At 56.1% G+C, this 14,195-nt stretch carries 18 protein-coding genes; all 18 read left to right on the forward strand.

The genetic code is table 11. The features are described from left to right. The first annotated feature begins 3 nt into the window (after positions 1 to 3). The 18 genes from ACLJPE_RS01030 to cobT are packed head-to-tail and all read left to right on the forward strand — an operon-like array spanning position 4 to position 14,156. Entirely contained in the window at positions 4 to 636 is a 633-nt protein-coding gene (locus ACLJPE_RS01030) for a cobalt-precorrin-8 methylmutase (RefSeq protein ID WP_000558993.1), read from the forward strand. Next, positions 636 to 1,775: a cobalt-precorrin-5B (C(1))-methyltransferase CbiD gene (cbiD, locus tag ACLJPE_RS01035; protein ID WP_001292915.1), complete on the forward strand. Its 1,140-nt coding sequence runs from the start codon at positions 636 to 638 to the stop codon at positions 1,773 to 1,775. The genes ACLJPE_RS01030 and cbiD overlap by 1 nt, the downstream gene beginning before the upstream one ends. Then, positions 1,769 to 2,374 carry a cobalt-precorrin-7 (C(5))-methyltransferase gene (locus ACLJPE_RS01040; RefSeq protein WP_001528496.1) on the forward strand — a complete coding sequence of 202 codons (606 nt, stop codon included), beginning with the start codon at positions 1,769 to 1,771 and terminating at the stop codon, positions 2,372 to 2,374. The genes cbiD and ACLJPE_RS01040 overlap by 7 nt, the downstream gene beginning before the upstream one ends. Beyond that, positions 2,364 to 2,942: a decarboxylating cobalt-precorrin-6B (C(15))-methyltransferase gene (locus tag ACLJPE_RS01045; RefSeq protein WP_000650985.1), complete on the forward strand. Its 579-nt coding sequence runs from the start codon at positions 2,364 to 2,366 to the stop codon at positions 2,940 to 2,942. Before ACLJPE_RS01040 ends, ACLJPE_RS01045 begins: the two co-directional genes overlap by 11 nt. Then, positions 2,926 to 3,699, forward strand: coding sequence for a cobalt-precorrin-4 methyltransferase (locus tag ACLJPE_RS01050; protein ID WP_000004875.1), 774 nt, complete (start codon positions 2,926 to 2,928; stop codon positions 3,697 to 3,699). Before ACLJPE_RS01045 ends, ACLJPE_RS01050 begins: the two co-directional genes overlap by 17 nt. Further along, complete coding sequence (cbiG, locus tag ACLJPE_RS01055) at positions 3,680 to 4,735, forward strand: cobalt-precorrin 5A hydrolase (RefSeq protein WP_001098922.1); 1,056 nt, start codon at positions 3,680 to 3,682, stop codon at positions 4,733 to 4,735. The genes ACLJPE_RS01050 and cbiG overlap by 20 nt, the downstream gene beginning before the upstream one ends. Then, positions 4,735 to 5,460, forward strand: coding sequence for a precorrin-3B C(17)-methyltransferase (locus ACLJPE_RS01060; RefSeq protein WP_000953637.1), 726 nt, complete (start codon positions 4,735 to 4,737; stop codon positions 5,458 to 5,460). The genes cbiG and ACLJPE_RS01060 overlap by 1 nt, the downstream gene beginning before the upstream one ends. Continuing rightward, positions 5,457 to 6,248: a cobalt-precorrin-6A reductase gene (locus ACLJPE_RS01065; protein WP_039514013.1), complete on the forward strand. Its 792-nt coding sequence runs from the start codon at positions 5,457 to 5,459 to the stop codon at positions 6,246 to 6,248. Before ACLJPE_RS01060 ends, ACLJPE_RS01065 begins: the two co-directional genes overlap by 4 nt. 2 nt (positions 6,249 to 6,250) lie before the next feature. Continuing rightward, positions 6,251 to 7,045 (forward strand): sirohydrochlorin cobaltochelatase, encoded by a 795-nt coding sequence (gene cbiK, locus ACLJPE_RS01070; protein ID WP_031602262.1) that lies wholly within the window; start codon positions 6,251 to 6,253, stop codon positions 7,043 to 7,045. Beyond that, the gene (locus tag ACLJPE_RS01075) at positions 7,042 to 7,755 is read left to right on the forward strand and encodes a cobalt-factor II C(20)-methyltransferase (RefSeq protein ID WP_023214775.1); all 714 of its coding nucleotides are present in this window, start codon (positions 7,042 to 7,044) and stop codon (positions 7,753 to 7,755) included. Before cbiK ends, ACLJPE_RS01075 begins: the two co-directional genes overlap by 4 nt. Continuing rightward, positions 7,752 to 8,489 carry a cobalt ECF transporter S component CbiM gene (cbiM, locus tag ACLJPE_RS01080; protein ID WP_000764336.1) on the forward strand — a complete coding sequence of 246 codons (738 nt, stop codon included), beginning with the start codon at positions 7,752 to 7,754 and terminating at the stop codon, positions 8,487 to 8,489. The genes ACLJPE_RS01075 and cbiM overlap by 4 nt, the downstream gene beginning before the upstream one ends. A 1-nt stretch (position 8,490) precedes the next feature. Continuing rightward, positions 8,491 to 8,772: an energy-coupling factor ABC transporter substrate-binding protein gene (locus ACLJPE_RS01085; protein ID WP_000753212.1), complete on the forward strand. Its 282-nt coding sequence runs from the start codon at positions 8,491 to 8,493 to the stop codon at positions 8,770 to 8,772. Further along, positions 8,759 to 9,436 carry an energy-coupling factor ABC transporter transmembrane protein gene (locus ACLJPE_RS01090; RefSeq protein WP_000147126.1) on the forward strand — a complete coding sequence of 226 codons (678 nt, stop codon included), beginning with the start codon at positions 8,759 to 8,761 and terminating at the stop codon, positions 9,434 to 9,436. The genes ACLJPE_RS01085 and ACLJPE_RS01090 overlap by 14 nt, the downstream gene beginning before the upstream one ends. Before the next feature lie 8 nt (positions 9,437 to 9,444). Beyond that, positions 9,445 to 10,260, forward strand: a complete 816-nt coding sequence (locus ACLJPE_RS01095; RefSeq protein ID WP_000881544.1) for an energy-coupling factor ABC transporter ATP-binding protein — start codon at positions 9,445 to 9,447, stop codon at positions 10,258 to 10,260. Beyond that, positions 10,257 to 11,777 (forward strand): cobyric acid synthase, encoded by a 1,521-nt coding sequence (locus ACLJPE_RS01100; protein WP_000189660.1) that lies wholly within the window; start codon positions 10,257 to 10,259, stop codon positions 11,775 to 11,777. The genes ACLJPE_RS01095 and ACLJPE_RS01100 overlap by 4 nt, the downstream gene beginning before the upstream one ends. Further along, entirely contained in the window at positions 11,774 to 12,319 is a 546-nt protein-coding gene (gene cobU / locus ACLJPE_RS01105) for a bifunctional adenosylcobinamide kinase/adenosylcobinamide-phosphate guanylyltransferase (RefSeq protein WP_000973188.1), read from the forward strand. Before ACLJPE_RS01100 ends, cobU begins: the two co-directional genes overlap by 4 nt. Next, positions 12,316 to 13,059 carry an adenosylcobinamide-GDP ribazoletransferase gene (gene cobS, locus ACLJPE_RS01110; protein WP_031602263.1) on the forward strand — a complete coding sequence of 248 codons (744 nt, stop codon included), beginning with the start codon at positions 12,316 to 12,318 and terminating at the stop codon, positions 13,057 to 13,059. Before cobU ends, cobS begins: the two co-directional genes overlap by 4 nt. A gap of 26 nt (positions 13,060 to 13,085) precedes the next feature. Then, positions 13,086 to 14,156 carry a nicotinate-nucleotide--dimethylbenzimidazole phosphoribosyltransferase gene (cobT, locus tag ACLJPE_RS01115; protein WP_001193967.1) on the forward strand — a complete coding sequence of 357 codons (1,071 nt, stop codon included), beginning with the start codon at positions 13,086 to 13,088 and terminating at the stop codon, positions 14,154 to 14,156. The last annotated feature ends 39 nt before the right edge of the window (positions 14,157 to 14,195 follow it).

Below are 14,195 nucleotides of genomic sequence, written 5' to 3' on the forward strand. Positions count from 1 at the left end.
AGTATGCATTATATCCAGCAGCCCCAAACCATTGAGGCCAACAGTTTCACCATTATTAGCGACATTATTCGCGAAACGCGTCCTGATTACCGTTTCGCCAGTCCGCTCCATGAGGCCATTATCAAGCGGGTTATTCATACCACCGCCGATTTCGACTGGCTGGACATTTTGTGGTTCTCTGCCGATGCGCTGGAGCAGCTTTGTGATGCGCTACGCCAACCGTGCATTATTTATACCGATACCACGATGGCGCTGTCCGGCATTAATAAAAGATTACTGGCGACGTTTGGCGGCGAGTGTCGCTGTTATATCAGCGATCCGCGCGTGGTGCGCGCCGCAAAAACGCAGGGGATTACCCGTTCAATGGCCGCCGTCGATATCGCTATCGCCGAGGAGGAGAAAAACAAGCTCTTTGTTTTCGGTAATGCGCCGACGGCCCTGTTCCGTTTGCTTGAACATAACGTGACGGTGAGCGGCGTGGTGGGCGTACCGGTAGGCTTTGTCGGCGCGGCGGAGTCCAAAGAGGCACTCACCCATAGCCATTTCCCCGCGGTTGCCGCGTTAGGGCGTAAAGGCGGCAGTAACGTGGCTGCCGCTATCGTCAATGCGCTGCTCTATCACCTCCGGGAGGCCTGATGAGCGAGCTTTCTTTTGACGCGCCGGTCTGGCACCACGGTAAAGCGTTACGTAAAGGATATACCACCGGTTCCTGCGCGACGGCGGCGGCAAAAGTCGCCGCGCTGATGGTATTGCGTCAACATCTGATTCATCAGGTCTCCATCGTCACGCCGTCGGGCGTCACGCTATGCCTGAACGTGGAGTCGCCGCACATTGAAGGCCAGCAGGCGATAGCCGCAATTCGTAAAGATGGCGGCGATGATGTGGATGCCACGCACGGAATGCTGATTTTTGCCCGCGTTACGCTCAACGACAGCGGTGAGATTACGCTCACTGGCGGCGAAGGTATTGGTACGGTAACGCGTAAAGGGGTTGGGCTGCCGCTCGGGAGTGCCGCCATCAATCGTACGCCGCGTCATACCATTGAATCTGCGGTGCGCGAAGCGATAGGCCCGGCGCGTGGGGCCGATGTGGAGATTTTTGCCCCGGAAGGTGAAGCGCGGGCGCAAAAAACGTATAACTCGCGGCTTGGCATTCTTGGCGGCATTTCCATTATTGGCACTACCGGCATTGTGACGCCGATGTCGGAAGAAAGCTGGAAACGCTCGCTATCGCTGGAACTGGAGATCAAACGGGCGTCAGGATTAACGCGGGTGATACTCGTGCCGGGCAACCACGGCGAACGGTTTGTTCGCGAACAAATGGGCGTCGACACACAGGCGGTCGTCACCATGAGCAATTTTGTCGGCTACATGATTGAAGAGGCGGTACGGCTGGGATTTTGCCAGATAGTGCTGGTGGGGCATCCTGGAAAATTGATCAAAATCGCCGCCGGGATCTTTCATACCCATAGCCATATTGCCGATGCGCGCATGGAAACGCTGGTCGCGCATTTAGCTTTACTGGGCGCGCCGCTGGAGTTACTCACCCTGGTCAGCGATTGCGATACCACTGAAGCGGCAATGGAGCACATTGAAGCATATGGCTTCGGGCATATCTATAACCATCTTGCCAGGCGTATTTGTTTGCGAGTCATGCAGATGCTGCGTTTTACCAAAACGCCGCCTGTCTGCGACGCCATCCTGTTTTCTTTTGATAACCATATTCTCGGCAGTAATCGTCCCGTCGACGAGATTGCTAAGGAGCTGCAATGCTAACGGTCGTGGGAATGGGGCCCGCTGGACGGCATTTGATGACGCCTGCGGCGCTGGAAGCGATAGACCACGCCGATGCGCTGGCAGGCGGTAAACGGCATTTGGCGCAGTTTCCGGCGTTTGGCGGCGAACGATTTACGCTGGGCGCGGATATTGGCGCGTTGTTGTCATGGATTGCCGCCCGTCGGGATAAAGGGATCGTGGTGCTGGCCTCCGGCGATCCGCTGTTTTATGGCATCGGTACACGCCTGGTGGCGCATTTTGGTATCGAACAGGTTCGCATTATCCCTGGCATCAGCGCCGTACAGTATCTGTGCGCACAGGCTGGAATTGATATGAATGACATGTGGTTGACCAGTAGCCACGGTCGTTGCGTCAGCTTCGATCAGTTAGCGAACCATCGCAAAGTGGCGATGGTCACGGATGCCCGCTGCGGGCCGCGAGAAATCGCGCGGGAACTGGTCGCGCGGGGCAAAGGGCATCGCTTAATGGTGATTGGTGAAAATCTGGCGATGGAAAATGAGCGGATCCACTGGCTACCCGTCAGTGCGGTCAACGCCGACTATGAAATGAATGCAGTGGTGATCCTGGATGAAAGATGAGCTTTTTCTGCGCGGCGAGAACGTGCCAATGACCAAAGAGGCGGTACGGGCGCTGGCACTGTCGAAACTTGAGCTCCACCGCGCCAGTCACCTGATTGATGTCGGGGCGGGAACGGGAAGCGTCTCAATTGAAGCGGCGCTGCAATTTCCTTCGTTGCAGGTGACGGCTATCGAGCGTAATCCTGCCGCGCTACGGCTGCTTGATGAAAATCGTCAGCGCTTTGCCTGCGGCAATATCGATATTCTCCCCGGCGAAGCGCCAATGACCATAACCGGGAAAGCCGATGCGGTGTTTATGGGCGGCAGCGGCGGGCATCTGACGGCGCTGATTGACTGGGCGATGGGCCATCTGCATCCCGGTGGCCGTCTGGTGATGACCTTTATCTTGCAGGAAAACCTTCATAGCGCGCTGGCGCATCTTGCGCACATCGGCGCATGTCGAATGGACTGTGTACAGCTTCAGCTTTCATCGTTAACGCCGCTGGGGGCGGGACACTATTTCAAACCGAACAATCCTGTTTTTGTTATCGCCTGTCAGAAGGAAGAAAACCATGTCAGAGACATTTGATCCACGCTGTGTATGGTTCGTCGGCGCCGGGCCGGGCGATCGCGAGCTGATCACGCTTAAAGGCTACCGCCTGCTGCAACAGGCGCAGGTAGTTATCTATGCCGGTTCGCTGATCAATACCGAACTGCTGGATTACTGCTCCGCGCAGGCAGAACGCTACGACAGCGCCGAACTGCATCTTGAGCAGATTATCGAGCTGATGGCTGCGGGCGTGAAAGCGGGAAAAACGGTGGTGCGGTTGCAAACGGGCGATGTCTCGCTGTACGGCTCCGTGCGTGAGCAAGGCGAAGAGTTAACCCGCCGTGGTATCGACTGGCAGGTAGTGCCTGGCGTCAGCGCGTTTCTCGGCGCTGCGGCGGAGCTGGGTGTGGAATATACCGTACCGGAGGTATCGCAGAGTCTCATTATTACCCGTCTGGAAGGGCGCACGCCAGTACCGGCGCGCGAACAACTGGAGGCGTTCGCCAGTCACCAGACGTCGATGGCGATTTATCTTTCCGTTCAGCGTATTCACCGGGTGGCGGAACGTCTCATTGCCGGCGGTTATCCGGCAACTACGCCTGTCGTGGTCATCTATAAGGCTACCTGGCCGGAAAGCCAGACCGTTCGCGGCACGTTAGCGGATATTAGCGACAAAGTACGTGATGCTGGCATCCGTAAGACGGCGCTAATCCTGGTCGGGAATTTTCTGGGTAAGGAGTATCACTACTCAAGACTCTATGCAGCGGACTTTAGCCATGAATACCGTAAAGCCTGAATCCATTGCGTTGTTTTGCCTGACGCCCGGCGGCGTGGCGCTGGCAAAGAGACTCGCCGCGATGCTGCCGTTAACCTGCTTTACCAGTGAAAAACTGCGGGAAGAGGGATTTATTCCCTTCGATGGCGGATTCGCTAATACCGCCCGGCAGGCTTTTACCACTTATACCGCGCTTATTTTTATCGGCGCGACCGGCATTGCCGTTCGTGTCCTGGCGCCGTTAGTGAACGACAAGTTCAGCGATCCGGCGGTGGTCGTCATTGATGAACGTGGTCAGCATGTCATTAGCCTGCTTTCCGGTCATGCGGGAGGGGCCAATGCCTTGACGCGCTACCTGGCAGGAATGTTAGGCGCCGATCCGGTGATTACCACGGCAACGGATGTCAATGAGATGTCCGCGTTGGACACCTTAGCTTTCCAGCTTAACGCCCGTATGACCGATCTTCGAACGGCGGTAAAAACCGTTAACCAGATGTTGGTCAGTCATCAACGGGTGGGGTTATGGTGGGATGCCGAACTAACGGAAGAGATCGGCCAGTGCGATATTCGCGGTTTTATCCCTGTTGATGATTTGCAGCGGTTGCCTGAGCTGGATGCGCTTATCTGCGTCTCTTTGCGTAATGACCTCCCTGAGCTTCCCGTACTGCACTGGAAACTGGTGCCCCAGCGTGTGGTGGCGGGAATTGGCTGTCGCCGCAATACGCCATTTCCCCTGTTAGCGACATTACTGGCGCGCCAGCTTGAAGCGCAGAAACTCGATCCGCTGGCGTTAAAAGCGATTGGCAGCGTCACGCTCAAAAAAGGGGAGCCGGGGCTTATTCAGCTCGCCTCCTGCTGCCGCGTGCCTTTTAAAACCTTTACCGCCGAAGCGTTGCGCGAATTCGAACACCATTTTCCCGGTTCTGGCTTCGTCAGAAAAACGGTGGGCGTTGGCAGCGTATCCGGCCCGGCTGCGTGGTTATTAAGCCAGGGACAATTGTTAGGCGAGACCCTGCGAGAACAGGGCGTCACTATTACTTTAGGAGTTGCACACTGATGTTGAGCGTAATTGGTATTGGCCCCGGTTCGCAGGCAATGATGACGATGGAGGCGATTGAGGCGCTTCAGGCGGCGGAAATCGTCGTGGGCTACAAAACCTATACCCATCTGGTTAAAGCATTTACCGGCGATAAACAGGTGATCAAGACCGGCATGTGTAAGGAAATTGAACGCTGCCAGGCGGCTATTGAACTGGCGCAGGCCGGGCATAACGTCGCGCTCATCAGCAGCGGGGATGCGGGAATTTACGGCATGGCGGGTCTGGTGCTGGAACTGGTCGGCAAGCAAAAACTGGACGTCGAGGTGCGGCTCATTCCTGGCATGACCGCCAGCATCGCCGCCGCCTCTTTACTGGGCGCGCCGCTGATGCATGACTTCTGCCATATCAGCCTCAGCGACCTGCTGACCCCGTGGCCGGTAATTGAAAAACGCATCGTTGCCGCCGGAGAGGCAGACTTTGTTATCTGTTTTTACAACCCGCGCAGCCGCGGGCGCGAAGGGCATCTGGCGCGCGCGTTTGACCTGCTTGCCGCCAGTAAAAGCGCGCAAACGCCGGTTGGCGTGGTGAAATCCGCCGGACGTAAGAAAGAGGAAAAATGGCTGACTACGCTCGGCGATATGGATTTTGAACCGGTAGATATGACCAGTCTGGTCATCGTCGGTAATAAAACGACCTATGTTCAGGATGGGCTGATGATAACGCCGCGAGGTTACACGCTGTGAATGAGGGGGAAGTGCTGGTGGTGGGCGGCACCAGCGATGCGCGCGCGTTATGCCGACAACTGGATGCGGCGAACGTCGCATACACCTTATCCGTGGCGACGCCAGCCGGAAAAGCGCTGGCTGGCGACATTAAAGGACAGGTGCGCTGTGGTCGTCTGGAGTACGGGCAGATGGTCGCCTGGCTAAAAGAAAACCGTACTCGCTGGGTAATAGATGCATCGCATCCTTATGCAGAAATGGTCAGCCATAACCTCCTTCGCGCCTGTGAAACGGCAGGCGTGTTGTTAAGTCGTTATCAGCGTCCGGAGCAGCTTAGCAATCTGACGCATCCGCTTCTCTATACGGCGCGCAGTATTGCCGATGCCTGCGAGATAGCGAGGCGTTTTGGTTCGCGCGTGTTACTGACGACCGGCAGTAAAGATCTGGCCGTCTGGCGTGCCGGGCTGGCGGAAAAAACGTTGCTGGCGCGCGTACTGCCCGTGGCGGAGGTGATTCAACGCTGCAGCGAACTGGGGTTCGGCGTTGGAGAAATTTTCGCTCTGTGTGGGCCGTTCAGCGCTGATTTTAACGCCGCGTTTTACCACCAGTGCCGGGCCGACGTAGTCATTACCAAAGCGTCCGGCGCGGAGGGGGGATATCAGGAAAAAGTTCAGCCCTGTCTGGATGCGGGCATTCCCTGCATCGTTATTGCGCGCCCGACGCCGCTTGTGACGGGTGATGAGTTACTGGAAAGCCAGGCCGCCTTTGCGCAGCGTTTATCGCGCTGGCTGGCCGCAGCTAAGGAGTAAAAATGAAAAAAGCGCTTCTGGTAGTCAGTTTTGGCACCAGCTATCACGACACCTGTGAAAAAAACATTGTGGCGTGCGAACGTGATCTGGCGGCGTCCTGTCCCGATCGCGACCTGTTTCGCGCCTTCACTTCCGGAATGATCATTCGCAAGCTTCGCCAGCGTGACGGTATCGACATCGATACGCCATTACAGGCTTTGCAAAAGCTTGCCGCACAGGGATATCAGGACGTGGCGATTCAGTCGTTGCACATTATTAACGGCGACGAATATGAAAAAATTGTCCGTGAAGTACAAACCTTGCGCCCGTTATTCACTCGCCTGACGCTGGGCGTGCCGCTGCTGAGCAGCCATAACGATTATGTGCAGCTAATGCAGGCGTTGCGACAACAGATGCCATCGCTCAGACAAACGGAGAAAGTCGTTTTTATGGGCCACGGCGCCAGCCATCACGCATTCGCAGCTTATGCCTGTCTCGATCATATGATGACCGTGCAGCGCTTTCCGGCGCGCGTCGGCGCCGTAGAAAGCTACCCGGAGGTCGACATCCTGATCGACAGCCTGCGTGACGAAGGCGTCACCGGCGTACATTTGATGCCATTAATGCTGGTGGCGGGCGATCACGCCATTAATGATATGGCTTCAGACGACGGCGACTCATGGAAAATGCGCTTTAACGCGGCGGGCATTCCGGCGACGCCGTGGCTGAGCGGGCTGGGAGAAAACCCGGCTATCCGGGCGATGTTTGTCGCGCATTTGCACCAGGCGCTGAACCTGGCGGTAGAGGAGGCGGCATGAACGGTAAATTATACGCATTAAGTACCGGGCCAGGCGCGCCCGACCTGATAACCGTCCGCGCAGCGCGGATTCTTGGCTCGCTGGACATTCTGTATGCGCCCGCCGGTCGTAAGGGGGGCGATAGTCTGGCGCTGTCGATTGTGCGCGACTATCTCGGCGAGCAGACGGAAGTACGTTGTTGCCATTTCCCTATGAGCGCTGACGGCGCCGAGAAAGAAGCGGTCTGGAACGAGGTTGCCGCCGCGCTTACCGTAGAGGTGGAAGCGGGTAAACAGGTCGGTTTTATTACCCTGGGCGATGCGATGCTATTCAGTACCTGGATTTTTTTACTCCAGCGAATCGGCTGCCCGGAGTGGCTGGAGATTGTCCCCGGCGTCACGTCCTTCGCCGCGATAGCCGCCCGCGCGAAAATGCCGCTTGCCATAGAACGGCAATCGCTGGCGGTTATTTCTTGTACCGCGCCGGAAGCGGAAATAGCCCAGGCGCTACAACAGCATGATAGCCTGGTGCTGATGAAAGTGTATGGCCGATTCGCCCGTATTAAAGCGTTGCTGGCGCAGGCTGGCCTGCTGGAATGCGCCTTAATGATGTCCGAGGCCACGCTGCCCGGCGAGCAGTGCTGGCGCCATCTCCACGAGGTCAACGATGATCGACCGTTGCCCTATTTTTCGACCATTCTGGTCAATAAACAGTGGGAGTATGCAGAATGAAACTTGAACAGCAGCTTAGACAGTTGTCTTTCAGTGGACTGGCTGCAGCGCTATTGCTGATGGTTGTCCCGCAACAGGCGTTTGCGATGCATATCATGGAGGGTTTTTTACCGCCAGTGTGGGCGCTGGCCTGGTGGTTACTGTTTTTACCCTGCTTGTGGTATGGGCTGGTGCGCTTACGGCGTATTGTGCAGGAGGATAATCATCAGAAGGTGCTGCTGGCGCTGTGCGGCGCGTTTATTTTTGTCCTGTCCGCGCTCAAAATTCCGTCGGTAACGGGGAGTTGTTCACATCCGACCGGCGTTGGTCTGGCGGTTATCTTGTTCGGGCCCGGGGTGGTGGCGATTCTCGGCGCGGTTGTGCTGTTGTTTCAGGCGCTATTGCTGGCGCACGGCGGCCTGACGACGCTTGGCGCAAATGGAATGTCGATGGCGGTGATTGGCCCGGTTGTCGGTTATCTGGTGTGGAAAATGGCCTGCCGTGCCGGACTGCGCCGCGATGTCGCCGTTTTTCTGTGCGCGATGCTGGCGGATTTGGCGACCTATTTTGTGACTTCAGTCCAGCTTGGCGTTGCGTTTCCCGATCCCCATGCCGGAGCGACAGGGTCTGTTGTGAAGTTTATGGGGATTTTCTGCCTCACACAGATTCCTGTCGCCATTGCCGAAGGTTTATTAACCGTCATGATTTATGATCAGTTAACCAAACGGCAAGTGATTACCGTACAAGGACATTAAAATGAAAAAAACGTTGATGTTGTTAGCGATGGTGGTGGCGCTGGTGATTCTGCCGTTTTTTATTAATCATGGCGGTGAATATGGCGGTTCAGACGGCGAAGCGGAAAGCCAGATTCAGGCTATTGCGCCGCAGTATAAACCCTGGTTTCAGCCGTTATATGAACCCGCCAGCGGTGAAATTGAAAGCCTGCTGTTTACCCTTCAGGGCTCTCTTGGCGCGGCGGTGATTTTTTATATCCTGGGGTATTGCAAAGGTAAACAACGCCGTGATGACCGGGCTTGATCGACTCAGCTATCAAAGCCGCTGGGCACACGTTGCGCCGCAGCGCAAGTTTTTGCTGTGGCTGGCGATGATGATACTGGCGTTTGCTCTGCCGCCTGTAGGGCAGGGCATTGAGCTGCTGATCATTGCCGGATTGAGCTGTTGGCTATTGCGCATATCCCTCTGGCGCTGGTGTCGATGGATGGCGATACCTTTTGGATTTTTGTTGGTCGGCGTGATAACGATTATCTTCAGCATCAGCCGCGAGCCGCAAATGCTGCTGGCTGGCATATCTGTCGGGCCATACTGGATCGGGATTACCCGTGCGGGCGTGGTTACGGCGAATGAAACGTTCTGGCGTAGCCTGACGGCGCTGTCCGCGACGTTGTGGCTGGTGATGAACCTACCGTTTCCGCAGTTAATTAGCTTGCTTAAGCGCGCGCATATTCCACGCCTGCTTACTGAGCAAATCCTGTTAACGTGGCGCTTTCTCTTTATTCTTCTGGATGAGGCGGCGGCAATTCGTCGCGCGCAAACGCTGCGTTTTGGTTATTGCAGCCTGCCGAACGGCTATCGATCTCTGGCAATGCTGACTGGACTCCTGTTTACGCGGGTGTTAATGCGTTATCAGCAAATGACCACCACGCTGGATATCAAACTGTATCAGGGTGATTTTCACCTGTAAGGACTATTATGCTTGCCACTTCAGACCTGTGGTTTCGTTATCAGGATGAGCCGGTACTTAAAGGGTTAAATCTGGATTTTTCGCTTTCGCCTGTTACCGGTTTGGTGGGTGCGAACGGCTGTGGGAAGTCTACGCTTTTTATGAACCTGAGCGGCCTGTTGCGTCCGCAAAAAGGGGCCGTGTTGTGGCAGGGAAAACCGCTGGATTACAGCAAGCGCGGACTACTGGCGCTGCGCCAGCAAGTTGCGACGGTTTTTCAGGACCCTGAACAGCAGATTTTTTATACTGATATCGATAGCGATATTGCGTTTAGTTTACGTAATTTGGGGGTGCCGGAAGCGGAAATCACGCGCCGCGTCGACGAGGCGCTAACGCTGGTTGACGCCCAACATTTTCGCCATCAGCCCATTCAGTGTTTGAGTCATGGGCAAAAAAAACGTGTGGCTATCGCCGGAGCGCTGGTGCTACAGGCGCGCTATCTATTGCTGGATGAACCCACTGCTGGTCTCGATCCCGCAGGGCGCACTCAGATGCTTGCTATCATCAGGCGGATTGTGGCGCAGGGCAATCATGTCATTATCTCCAGCCATGATATCGATCTTATTTATGAAATTAGCGATGCCGTATACGTGTTACGTCAGGGCCAGGTCCTGACGCATGGCGCGCCTGGCGAGGTTTTCGCGTGTACGGAAGCGATGGAACAAGCGGGGCTAACCCAGCCCTGGCTGGTCAAACTTCATACTCAACTGGGACTGCCGCTGTGTAAAACAGAAACGGAGTTTTTTCATCGAATGCAAAAGTGCGCATTCAGGGAGGCGTCATGACACAGGCAGTTATGTTGCAGGGGACGGCATCCGACGTCGGCAAAAGTGTGCTGGCGGCGGGTTTATGCCGCATTTTTTATCAGGATGGTCTGCGTACCGCGCCGTTTAAATCGCAAAATATGGCGCTTAATTCTGGTATTACGCCGGATGGCAAAGAGATGGGGCGGGCGCAGATTTTTCAGGCGGAAGCCGCGGGGATCACGCCAGATGTGCGTATGAATCCGGTGCTGCTCAAACCGACCAGCGATCGCCAGGCGCAGGTCGTGCTGATGGGGAAAGTGGCGACCAATATGGATGCGGTTAGTTACCATGACTATAAACCGCGTTTGCGTGAGCAAATCCTTGCGGTCTATAACAGCCTGGCGCAGGAATATGACGTTATTGTGCTGGAAGGCGCCGGAAGCCCGGCGGAAATCAATCTGCGCGATCGTGATATCGTCAATATGGGAATGGCGGAAATGGCCCAGTGTCCGGTTATTCTGGTGGCGGATATCGACCGGGGCGGCGTATTCGCCGCTATTTATGGCACGCTGGCGCTGTTGCATAAACAGGAGCGTGACAGAGTAAAGGGCGTCATTATCAACAAATTCCGCGGCGACGTGGCACTACTCTATTCCGGTATCGAACAAATCGAATCGCTTACCGGCGTCCCGGTCCTGGGCGTGATGCCGTGGCTGGATGTGGATCTGGAAGATGAGGATGGCGTCGCGCTGCAAAACGATAAATATCGCGGTAACGCCCCCCGTGATATCACTATTGCCATTGTGCAACTGCCACATATTTCTAACTTTACGGATTTTAACGCTCTGGCGGCGCAGCCGGATGTGCGCATACGCTATATTCGCCGCCCGGAAGCATTGACTGACGTTGATCTGGTGATCCTGCCGGGCAGTAAGAATACGCTGAGCGACCTCGCCTGGCTGCGCGAAAGCGGGATGGCGGATGCGGTATTGCAGACACATCGGCAGGGCGTGCCGGTGATGGGAATTTGCGGCGGCTACCAGATGCTGGGCGACACCATTGTGGATGAGGTGGAGTCGGGGCTGGGTACGCAGCCGGGCCTGGGGCTGCTTAATACGATCACTCGCTTTGCACAGGATAAAACCACGACGCAGGTTAACGCGACAATGTCAGACGAGCTGCCCGGCTGGCTGGCTGCCGCAGCGGGGCTACCGGTACGCGGTTATGAAATTCACATGGGGGAAACGGTGCTGCAGGAAGGATGCTGTACGGCCATGACGTTACAGAAAAATGGATGCTCTGTGGCGGATGGTGCGGTCACCGCCGACGGACTGGCGTTTGGCACTTACCTTCACGGCCTGTTTGACAGCGATGCGTTTACCCGTGCGGTGGTCAATGGGTTACGGGCACGAAAAGGGCTTGCGCCGTGGGAAACGACTTTTTGTTATGCGGAGCATAAAGCGCGGCAATTTGATCTGCTGGCGGAAGCGATGCGGCAACATATTGATATTGATAAAATTTATACCATCATGCAACAACATCAGGAGCCGGTATGATGATTCTGGTGACGGGCGGGGCGCGTAGTGGTAAAAGCCGTCATGCTGAAACCTTAATTGGCGATGCGCCGCAGGTACTGTATATCGCCACCTCGCACATTCTTGATGACGAGATGGCGGCGAGAATTCAGCATCATAAAGATGACAGGCCGGCACACTGGCGGACCGCAGAATGCTGGCGGCATCTTGATACGTTGATTACCGCGGATCTTGCCCCTGACGACGCGATTTTACTGGAATGTATTACCACCATGGTGACGAATCTGCTGTTTGCGCTGGGAGGAGAAAACGATCCCGAACAGTGGGATTACGCGGCGATGGAGCGCGCCATTGACGATGAAATTCAGATTTTAATTGCAGCCTGCCAGCGCTGCCCGGCGAAAGTGGTACTGGTGACAAATGAGGTGGGAATGGGGATCGTCCCGGAAAATCGTTTGGCGCGCCATTTTCGTGATATTGCCGGTCGGGTCAACCAACGACTGGCGGCAGCGGCGGATGAGGTCTGGCTGGTGGTCTCAGGTATTGGAGTCAAAATTAAATGAGTAAGCTGTTTTGGGCCATGCTCGCTTTTATTAGCCGCTTGCCCGTGCCATCACGCTGGTCGCAGGGACTGGATTTCGAGCAGTATTCGCGTGGGATCGTGATGTTTCCCTTTATCGGGTTGATTCTGGGGGGCGTAAGCGGCCTGATTTTCATCCTCCTGCAATCCTGGTGCGGTATTCCGCTAGCGGCGTTGTTCTGTATTCTGGCGCTGGCGCTGCTGACCGGTGGTTTTCACCTGGATGGGCTGGCCGATACCTGCGATGGTATTTTTTCCGCGCGCCGCCGTGAGCGAATGCTGGAGATTATGCGCGATAGTCGTCTGGGAACCCATGGCGGGTTGGCGCTTATTTTTGTGCTACTGGCAAAAATTCTGGTGGTCAGCGAACTGGCGTTACGTGGAACGCCAATGTTGGCGGCGTTGGCGGCGGCCTGTGCGGCCGGACGCGGCAGCGCCGTTTTATTGATGTACCGTCATCGCTACGCCCGTGAAGAGGGGCTTGGCAATGTATTTATCGGTAAAGTCAGCGGACGGCAAACCAGCATTACTCTGGGATTGGCGGTAATCGTCGCCACGGTATTACTGCCTGGTATGCAAGGACTGGCCGCAATGGTGGTCACACTCGCGGCGATTTTCATCCTTGGCCAGTTGCTTAAACGTACGCTTGGCGGTCAAACCGGCGATACGCTGGGCGCGGCGATCGAACTTGGCGAACTGATCTTTCTGCTGGCTCTGTTATGAGCCGATTATTACGGACGAGACATCTTATGCAGACACTACACGCTTTACTCCGTGACATTCCTGCGCCGGACGCCGAGGCGATGGCGCATGCGCAGCAACATATTGACGGCCTGCTCAAACCGCCGGGCAGCCTGGGCAGACTGGAAGCCTTAGCCGTTCAGCTCGCGGGAATGCCGGGGCTTAACGGTACGCCGCAGGTAGGTGAAAAGGCGATGCTGGTGATGTGCGCCGACCATGGCGTCTGGGATGAAGGCGTAGCGGTTTCGCCCAAAATCGTGACGGCGATTCAGGCGGCGAATATGACGCGGGGAACAACCGGCGTATGCGTGCTTGCCGCTCAGGCCGGTGCGAAGGTGCATGTCATTGATGTTGGTATTGATGCTGAACCTATTCCTGGCGTAGTTGATATGCGCGTCGCGCGCGGCTGCGGAAATATTGCCGTTGGCCCGGCGATGAGTCGCTCGCAGGCTGAGGCGCTTTTGCTGGAGGTTTCCCGCTACACCTGCGACCTGGCGCAACGCGGCGTGACCTTATTTGGCGTAGGGGAGCTGGGAATGGCGAACACCACGCCAGCCGCCGCGATGGTCAGCGTTTTTACAGGAAGTGATGCAAAAGAGGTGGTGGGGATTGGCGCGAATCTTCCGCCTTCCCGCATCGATAATAAAGTGGACGTCGTGCGGCGGGCGATTGCGATTAATCAGCCCAATCCGCGCGATGGCATTGATGTGTTGTCGAAGGTGGGTGGTTTCGATCTGGTCGGGATGACCGGCGTGATGCTTGGTGCGGCAAGGTGTGGCTTACCCGTATTGCTGGATGGCTTTCTTTCCTACTCGGCAGCGCTGGCGGCCTGTCAGATTGCGCCTGCGGTGAGACCTTATCTGATCCCGTCGCACTTTTCGGCGGAAAAGGGTGCCCGCATCGCGCTCGCGCATTTGTCTATGGAACCCTATTTGCATATGGCGATGCGGTTAGGTGAAGGAAGCGGCGCGGCGCTGGCGATGCCGATCGTGGAAGCCGCGTGCGCCATGTTCCACAATATGGGGGAGTTAGCGGCCAGTAATATTGTCCTGCCGGAGGGGAACGCAAACGCAACATAACCCGGGCGCACAACACCAGCCATGTGAGAAAAAAGCTAT

Origin of the sequence: Salmonella sp. SAL04196 (assembly GCF_046550835.1) — a bacterium.
Lineage (GTDB): Bacteria > Pseudomonadota > Gammaproteobacteria > Enterobacterales > Enterobacteriaceae > Salmonella > Salmonella enterica.